6 protein-coding genes are annotated in these 7,549 nt (G+C 72.0%); 4 read left to right on the forward strand and 2 right to left on the reverse strand.

The annotated features are described in order from the left end of the window. A partial coding sequence (locus B9S61_RS09345; protein ID WP_181007308.1) for a PucR family transcriptional regulator ligand-binding domain-containing protein occupies nucleotides 1-967 on the reverse strand: 967 nt, incomplete at its 3' end. 82 nt (nucleotides 968-1,049) lie between these two features. Between B9S61_RS09345 and B9S61_RS09350 the strand changes: the two genes are divergently transcribed. After that, nucleotides 1,050-2,012 (forward strand): LLM class F420-dependent oxidoreductase, encoded by a 963-nt coding sequence (locus B9S61_RS09350; protein ID WP_103541843.1) that lies wholly within the window; start codon nucleotides 1,050-1,052, stop codon nucleotides 2,010-2,012. 6 nt (nucleotides 2,013-2,018) lie between these two features. Here the strand turns inward: B9S61_RS09350 and B9S61_RS09355 are convergent, their stop codons facing one another. Next, on the reverse strand, nucleotides 2,019-3,821 hold the full coding sequence (locus B9S61_RS09355) for a glycoside hydrolase family 15 protein (protein ID WP_103541847.1): 1,803 nt from the start codon (nucleotides 3,819-3,821) through the stop codon (nucleotides 2,019-2,021). A gap of 461 nt (nucleotides 3,822-4,282) precedes the next feature. Here B9S61_RS09355 and B9S61_RS09365 point away from each other — a divergent pair, with 461 nt between their 5' ends. The 3 genes from B9S61_RS09365 to B9S61_RS09375 form a co-directional block, all read left to right on the forward strand. Next, the gene (locus tag B9S61_RS09365; protein ID WP_103541845.1) at nucleotides 4,283-5,950 is read left to right on the forward strand and encodes a CTP synthase; all 1,668 of its coding nucleotides are present in this window, start codon (nucleotides 4,283-4,285) and stop codon (nucleotides 5,948-5,950) included. 130 nt (nucleotides 5,951-6,080) lie between these two features. Then, on the forward strand, nucleotides 6,081-6,707 hold the full coding sequence (locus tag B9S61_RS09370) for an NUDIX hydrolase (protein ID WP_103541846.1): 627 nt from the start codon (nucleotides 6,081-6,083) through the stop codon (nucleotides 6,705-6,707). A 251-nt stretch (nucleotides 6,708-6,958) separates the two neighbouring features. Then, nucleotides 6,959-7,549, forward strand: a 591-nt coding sequence (locus B9S61_RS09375) for an ATP-binding protein (protein ID WP_181007309.1), incomplete at its 3' end; no start/stop codon positions are given.

Below are 7,549 nucleotides of genomic sequence, written 5' to 3' on the forward strand. Positions count from 1 at the left end.
CGAGCCGCATCACCACCGGCAGCAGCGGTCCGGCACCCGGCTTGAAGCCCAGTACGCGCGCCTGCCCCGGCGCGTCCAGCGCGGTCACCCGCCCCTCGGCGAGGTCGGTGAGGAAGTCCCCGCGGCCCCGCGCCGCCAGCTCCTCCTCCTGACGCGCCTGCATCAGCACCACGGCGAGGATGCCCGCCGCGCGCTCGGCCGCCATCCGGTGCACCGGCTGCGGCGTACTGCGCACCGGCAGCAGCACCAGCCGCGCCCGTACGCCACCGCTGCCGGGGCCGCCGCCGGGCACGTCCACGAGAGCCGAACCGGCCGGCGGGTCGTTCTGGTGCCGGTCGCGCAGCCCTTCCCAGACCTGGAGCGGGTCAGCGCCCTCGGGGCCCTCACCGGCCGCGTACAGCAGCTGCCCGTCGGTCGTCTCCAGGAACACCGGGTTGCCGGTGAACCCCGCGAGGATCTCCAGGACCCGGGGGACCCCGCCGCCGCCGAGCAGCGCCTCGGTGCAGCGGCGGTGCACCTCCTCGGCGCGTTGCAGCAGCGCGTAGTGCCCGTTGACGATCTCGGTGTGGATCTCCTCGGTGACCGTCACGAACGGCACCTCGCGGTGCAGCTGGACCAGCGGGAGCCCGGCCGCCCGGGCCGCGTCGACGAGGGCGGCGGGGAGCCGGGAGAAGCGCGGGCCCAGCTCCACCACGAGCGCCGCGATGCCCCGCTCGGCCAGCGTGCGCACGAAGGCCCGCTGGTCGGCCGGGCGGGTGCCGAGGCCGTACCCGGTGGTCAGCAGGAGTTCGCCGCCCTTGAGGAGCGAGGCGATGTTCGGCACCTCGCCCGCGTGCACCCAGCGCACCGTGCGCTCCAGCCGGTCGGCGCCGGCGAGGATCTCCGGGAGGCCGCTGCGCAGGCCCGGGAGGTCCAGGGCGCGCCGCACGGTGATCCCGGCACCCCGGGTGTCGTATCCGCTGTCCATACCGGGACGCTACCCGCGCGGATGTCCCCGGTGCATGCATGGGCCGCGGTGGGGGCGGTGGCGGCCGGGCAGCGGCGCGGCCATGGACATCAGCGTGGTTGCCGCGGCACGGGAGGACGACAGCCCCGTCGAGGAGCCGTTGCGGGTCGCGGCGGTCGCCGACCGGCTCGGATACCGCGAGGTGTGGCTCGGCGAGGGACCGACGTGGGACGCGTTCGTGCCGGCCACCGCCGTCGGACGGGCCACCGGCAGGGTCGCCCTGACGGCCGGGCCGGTGGCGGTGTCGGTGTCGGTGCGGGACGCGTACAGCGTCGCCCGGGGAGCCGCCTCGACGGCCGCGGTCACCGGCCGTCCGGTGGGGGTGGCGCTCGGCACGTCGAGCAAGCGGGTCGTCGAGGGCGTCCACGACCGGCCCCGCGTCCGTCCGGCGGCCCAGCTGGAGGAGACGGCCGCCGCGCTGCGGGTGCTGCTGCACGGCGAGCCCGGTGAGCCGGTCGTTCCCGGCAGCGGATTCCGGCGCCGTCAGCGACCGCCCGGCGGTCCGCTCACGGTGGCCGCGTTCGGCGAACGGGCGATCGCCACGGCCGCCGCGCACGCCGACCGGATGCTCCTCGACGTCGTCTCCCCCGAGCAGGTCCGGGTCCTGCGCGCGAAGATGCTCACCGCCGCCGAGCGGGCCGGACGCACCCCACCGCGACTGGCCGCCTGGCTGCCCGCCGCCGTGGACCCCGACCCGGCCTCGCTGACCCAGGTCCTGCGCAGCCTCGCCGGCTACCTCACCGTGCCCGGGTACCGGGAGATGTTCACCGCGGCCGGCTTCGGTGGGGCGGTCGGCCTCGCCGGAGAGGGCGCCGACACCGGCAGACTGCTCCGTGCCCTGCCGGCCGAGGCCGCGGCGGCGGTCGGTCTGGTCGGCGGCTCCGATGCCGTCAGGGCCCGGTTGGGCGACTACGCGGCGGCCGGGCTGGACGAGGTGGCCCTGGTGCCGGCCACGGTGGGTGACCCGGGCGGCGAGCGGACACTGACGGCGCTCGCGCCCGGGTAGCCGCGCTCAGCCCCCGTACGCCCCCGACGCGGTCAGGCGCAGGGCCGTGTCGATGAGGGGGACGTGACTGAAGGCCTGGGGGAAGTTGCCGACCTGGCGCTGCAGGTGCGGGTCCCACTCCTCCGCCAGCAGGCCGAGGTCGTTGCGCAGGGCGAGCAGCTTCTCGAAGAGCTTCCTCGCCTCGTCCACGCGGCCGATCATCGCCAGGTCGTCCGCCATCCAGAACGAGCAGGCGAGGAACGCGCCCTCGTCGCCCGGCAGACCGTCGACGCCCTCGTCCTTGCCCTCCGTCGGGTAGCGCAGGATGAAGCCGTCGGAGGTGGACAGCTCGCGCTGGATCGCCTCGATGGTGCCGATCACCCGCTTGTCGTCCGGCGGCAGGAAGCCCATCTGCGGGATCAGCAGCAGGGAGGCGTCCAGTTCCCGGGAGCCGTAGGACTGGGTGAAGGTGTTGCGTTCCTTGTCGTAGCCCTTCTCGCAGACATCCCGGTGGATGTCGTCACGCAACTGCTTCCACCGCTCCAGCGGGCCGTCGGCGTCGCCGGACTCGATGAGCTTGATGGTGCGGTCGACGGCGACCCAGGCCATCACCTTGGAATGCACGAAGTGGCGGCGCGGGCCGCGCACCTCCCAGATGCCCTCGTCCGGCTCCTGCCAGTGCTTCTCCAGGTACTGGATGAGCTTCAGCTGGAGCAGCGAGGCGTAGTCGTTGCGGGCCAGGCCCGTCATGTGGGCGAGGTGGAGGGCCTCGGTGACCTCGCCGTACACATCCAGCTGGAGCTGGTGCGCGGCGCCGTTGCCCACCCGGACCGGGCCGGAGTTCTCGTAGCCGGGCAGCCAGTCCAGTTCCGCCTCGCCGAGTTCGCGCTCACCGGCGATGCCGTACATGATCTGCAGGTTCTCCGGGTCGCCCGCCACCGCGCGCAGCAGCCACTCGCGCCAGGCGCGGGCCTCCTCGCGGTAGCCGGTGCGCAGCAGCGAGGACAGGGTGATCGCCGCGTCCCGCAGCCAGGTGTAGCGGTAGTCCCAGTTGCGGACGCCTCCGATGTCCTCCGGCAGGGAGGTGGTGGGCGCGGCGACGATGCCGCCGGTCGGGGCGTACGTCAGGGCCTTCAGCGTGATCAGGGAACGGACCACGGCCTCGCGGTAGGGGCCGTGGTACGTGCAGTGCTCGACCCACTCGCGCCAGAAGTCCTCGGTCGCCTCCAGCGACTGCTCCGGTTCCGGCAGGGCCGGCGGCCGCTTGTGCGACGGCTCCCAGGAGATGGTGAAGGCGATCCGCTCGCCCGGCGCGACGGTGAAGTCCGAGTAGGTGGTCAGTTCCTCGCCGTAGGTATCGACAGATGTGTCGAACCACACCGAGTCCGGTCCGGCGACGGCGACCGTGCGCCCTTCGTGCCGGTGCACCCAGGGGACGATCCTGCCGTAGGAGAACCGCATCCGGAGCGCCGAGCGCATCGGCACCCGGCCCGAGACGCCCTCCACGATGCGGATCAGCTGCGGGGCTCCGTCGCGTGGGGGCATGAAGTCCGTCACCCGGACGGTGCCGCGCGGAGTCTCCCACTCCGATTCGAGGATCAGTGAGTCACCGCGGTAGCCGCGCCGGGTCGCGCTCGGCGGTTCCGCGTCGTCGGCGTGGGCGGGGCCCAGCCGCCAGAAGCCGTGATCCTCGGTGCCCAGCAGGCCGGCGAAGATGGCGTGCGAGTCGAAGCGGGGCAGGCACAGCCAGTCCACTGTGCCGTCCCGGCAGACCAGCGCGGCTGTCTGCATGTCTCCGATGAGTGCGTAGTCCTCGATGCGCCCGGCCACGTGCATCTCCAGTCGAACGGCCACGTCACCCCACAAGGGGGCTGTCGCTAGTGCGGTCAGGGGTTTTTTGTCATACGTCGTTGAGCTGTGAAGCACAGCAGTCACTCGGCCTTGATGGCAAGCGCCAACTGTTGCTCAACGAACTGACGAGCTCACGTTGTTCCGGGACTTACGGGCGGGGGTGGTGCCGTTCGGCCGGCCTGGCTCGGCAGCGAGTGTCCGAGCAGGATACGACGCACGTAGATGATCTGTGTGCCGCTCCGGACAACGCGGCTCCGCCGAATGAGTGACCGAGAGGTGAGGGTCCGGTGCGCGGCGCCTACCCTGTGCCGGCGCGTGCGCGGAGCGTGGCCGTGAGCCATCGCCGCGCGGCGCTGATACGCTGGTAGCCCGTGGACCGGTGGGCGAGAAACCCCGGAACCGCACCCACAGACCGCGACCACGGGAGCCCCCTCTTGGCCATGCAGCCCGCTGCTTTCCGAAACAGCACAGCGTCGACGACCAAGCACATCTTCGTCACCGGGGGTGTCGCCTCCTCCCTCGGCAAGGGGCTGACCGCCTCCAGCCTCGGCATGCTGCTCAAGGCCCGTGGTCTGCGCGTCGTGATGCAGAAGCTGGACCCGTACCTCAACGTCGACCCGGGCACGATGAACCCCTTCCAGCACGGTGAGGTGTTCGTCACCAACGACGGCGCCGAGACCGACCTGGACATCGGCCACTACGAGCGGTTCCTCGACCGCGACCTGGACGGCTCCGCCAACGTCACCACGGGCCAGATCTACTCCACGGTGATCGCCAAGGAGCGGCGCGGTGAGTACCTGGGCGACACCGTGCAGGTCATCCCGCACATCACCAACGAGATCAAGCACCGGATCCGCCGGATGGCGACCGACGAGGTCGACGTGGTGATCACCGAGGTCGGCGGCACGGTCGGCGACATCGAGTCGCTGCCGTTCCTGGAGACCGTCCGCCAGGTGCGGCACGAGGTCGGCCGCGACAACGTGTTCGTGGTCCATATCTCTCTCCTGCCCTACATCGGTCCCTCGGGTGAGCTCAAGACGAAGCCGACCCAGCACTCGGTCGCGGCGCTGCGCAACATCGGTATCCAGCCGGACGCGATCGTGCTGCGCTGCGACCGCGAGGTGCCCACCGCGATCAAGCGGAAGATCTCGCTGATGTGCGACGTGGACGAGGCCGCCGTCGTCGCCTGCCCCGACGCCCGCTCGATCTACGACATCCCGAAGACCGTGCACGGCGAGGGCCTGGACGCCTACGTCGTCCGCAAGCTGGACCTGCCCTTCCGGGACGTGGACTGGACGACCTGGGACGACCTGCTCGACCGGGTCCACAACCCCGACCACGAGATCACCCTCGCCCTGGTCGGCAAGTACATCGACCTGCCCGACGCCTACCTCTCGGTCACCGAGGCGCTGCGCGCGGGCGGTTTCGCCAACAAGGCCCGGGTGAAGGTCAAGTGGGTCACCTCGGACGACTGCAAGACCCCGGCCGACGCCCAGGCGCAGCTCGGTGACGTCGACGGCATCTGCATCCCCGGCGGCTTCGGCGACCGCGGCGTGCTCGGCAAGGTCGGCGCGATCAGGTACGCCCGCGAGAACCGGATCCCGCTGCTGGGCCTCTGCCTCGGTCTGCAGTGCATCGTGATCGAGGCAGCGCGCAGCCTCGCGGACATCTCCGACGCCAACTCCACCGAGTTCGACCCGGCCACCTCCCACCCGGTCATCTCCACGATGGCCGAGCAGCTGGACATCGTCGCGGGTGAGGGCGACATGGGCGGCACCATGCGGCTCGGCATGTACCCGGCCAAGCTGGCCGAGGGCTCGATCGTGCGTGAGGTGTACGACGGCAAGGAGTACGTCGAGGAGCGCCACCGGCACCGCTACGAGGTGAACAACGCCTACCGCGCGGAGCTGGAGAAGAAGGCGGGCATCGTCTTCTCCGGCACCTCCCCGGACGGCAAGCTCGTCGAGTACGTCGAGTACCCGCGCGAGGTCCACCCGTACCTGGTCGCGACCCAGGCGCACCCGGAGCTGCGCTCGCGTCCGACCCGTCCGCACCCGCTCTTCGCGGGGCTGGTGAAGGCCTCGGTCGAGCGGAAGATCTCGAAGTAACACACCCGGTTGTACGGTTGCCGGGGTGCGAACCTTCAAAGGGTGCGCACCCCGGCCGCTTTTTTCACCCAGGGCACGCGCGCCTCACGCAGGGCACGCGCACGAGAGCTGTACGTCGGGAAGGACGGGCATGACGATCAAGGACACCCCGGCAGAGTGGGAGATCCGCGGGACCCGGACCCCGTTCACCGGGGCCAAGACCTCCGTCCGCACGGACGAGGTGGTGATGCCCGGTGGCACCGTGGTCCGCCGCGACTACCAGGTCCACCCCGGGTCCGTGGCCGTCCTCGCCCTCGACGAAGCGGACCGGGTCCTGGTGCTGCGCCAGTACCGGCACCCCGTGCGGCAGAAGCTGTGGGAGATCCCGGCGGGTCTGCTCGACGTGGCCGGTGAGAACCCGCTGCACGCCGCCCAGCGCGAGTTGTACGAGGAGGCGCACGTCAAGGCGGAGGACTGGCGGGTGCTGGCCGACGTCTACACCACGCCCGGCGGCTGTGACGAGGCCGTACGGATCTTCCTCGCGCGAGGGCTGTCCGAGGCCGAGGGCGACCGCTTCGAGGTGGAGGACGAGGAGGCCGACATGGAGCTGGCCCGGGTCCCCGTCGAGGAGCTGGTGCGCGGGGTGCTGGCCGGTGAGCTGCACAACAACTGCCTGGTGGTGGGTGTCCTCTCGCTCGTCGCGGCGCGGACCGGTGACGGTCCGGACGCACTGCGCCCGGCGCAGGCACCGTGGCCGGCGCGGCCGTTCGAGGTGTGACGCGGGCGGGGGAGCCGTGATGCGCGGCCCGGCGTGCCGGGTCCGCCGTGGCCGGCCGGGCGGTTTCCCGTGCCCTTCTCACCGGCGCTGCAGAGCCGTCGGTCGTACGATCTGTTGATCCGATCGGGGGAGTCTCGCTCCCCGCGCCGCGCTCCTCACGGAACGTCGCAGAGCGTGAACTAGGCTCTGGAAAACGCCCGATCCGGAAGACCCGGCGGGCTTGCGCGTGCGGTGGGACGGGAGTGTGGCCCGTGACGGATCAGGCGGTGGACCCGGACGGTGTGCGGCTTCCCCGGGACGCTGCCCCGGAAGGTCGATTCCTGGGCCGTACGAGGGAGTTGAAGGAGCTGCGCGCCGACATCGAGCGCGCGGGACTGGACACGCTCTCCGGCCGCAAGGCCCCCCGCGCACGGGTGCTGCTCATCGCGGGCAGGCCCGGCTCCGGCCGGACGGCCCTCGCCGAGGAACTGGTGCGCCAGGTCGCCGACCGCTACTCCGACGGGTTACTGCGCGCCCGGCTGAGCGAACCCGACGGCACGCGCGTACCGGTCGGACGCGCCGCGCGGGAACTGCTCGACGTGCTGGAGGCGCCCGCCCCGGCCGGGGCCCCCGAGGACGAACTCACCGAGGCGCTGCGCACCGCCCTGGCCGACCGCCGCGCGGTGCTCCTGCTGGACGACGCGGCCGACGCCGAGCAGGTCGACGCGCTGCTCCCGGACAACCCGGACTGCCTCGCCGTCACCGTTTCCTCGGGGCCGCTGACCGGCATCGCCGACGTCCGGCCCTGCACCCTCGGCGGTCTCGACACCAAGTCCTCGGTGGAACTGCTGTCCCGGCTGACC

It is taken from the genome of Streptomyces sp. SM1, assembly GCF_002910825.1.
GTDB lineage: Bacteria > Actinomycetota > Actinomycetes > Streptomycetales > Streptomycetaceae > Streptomyces > Streptomyces okerensis.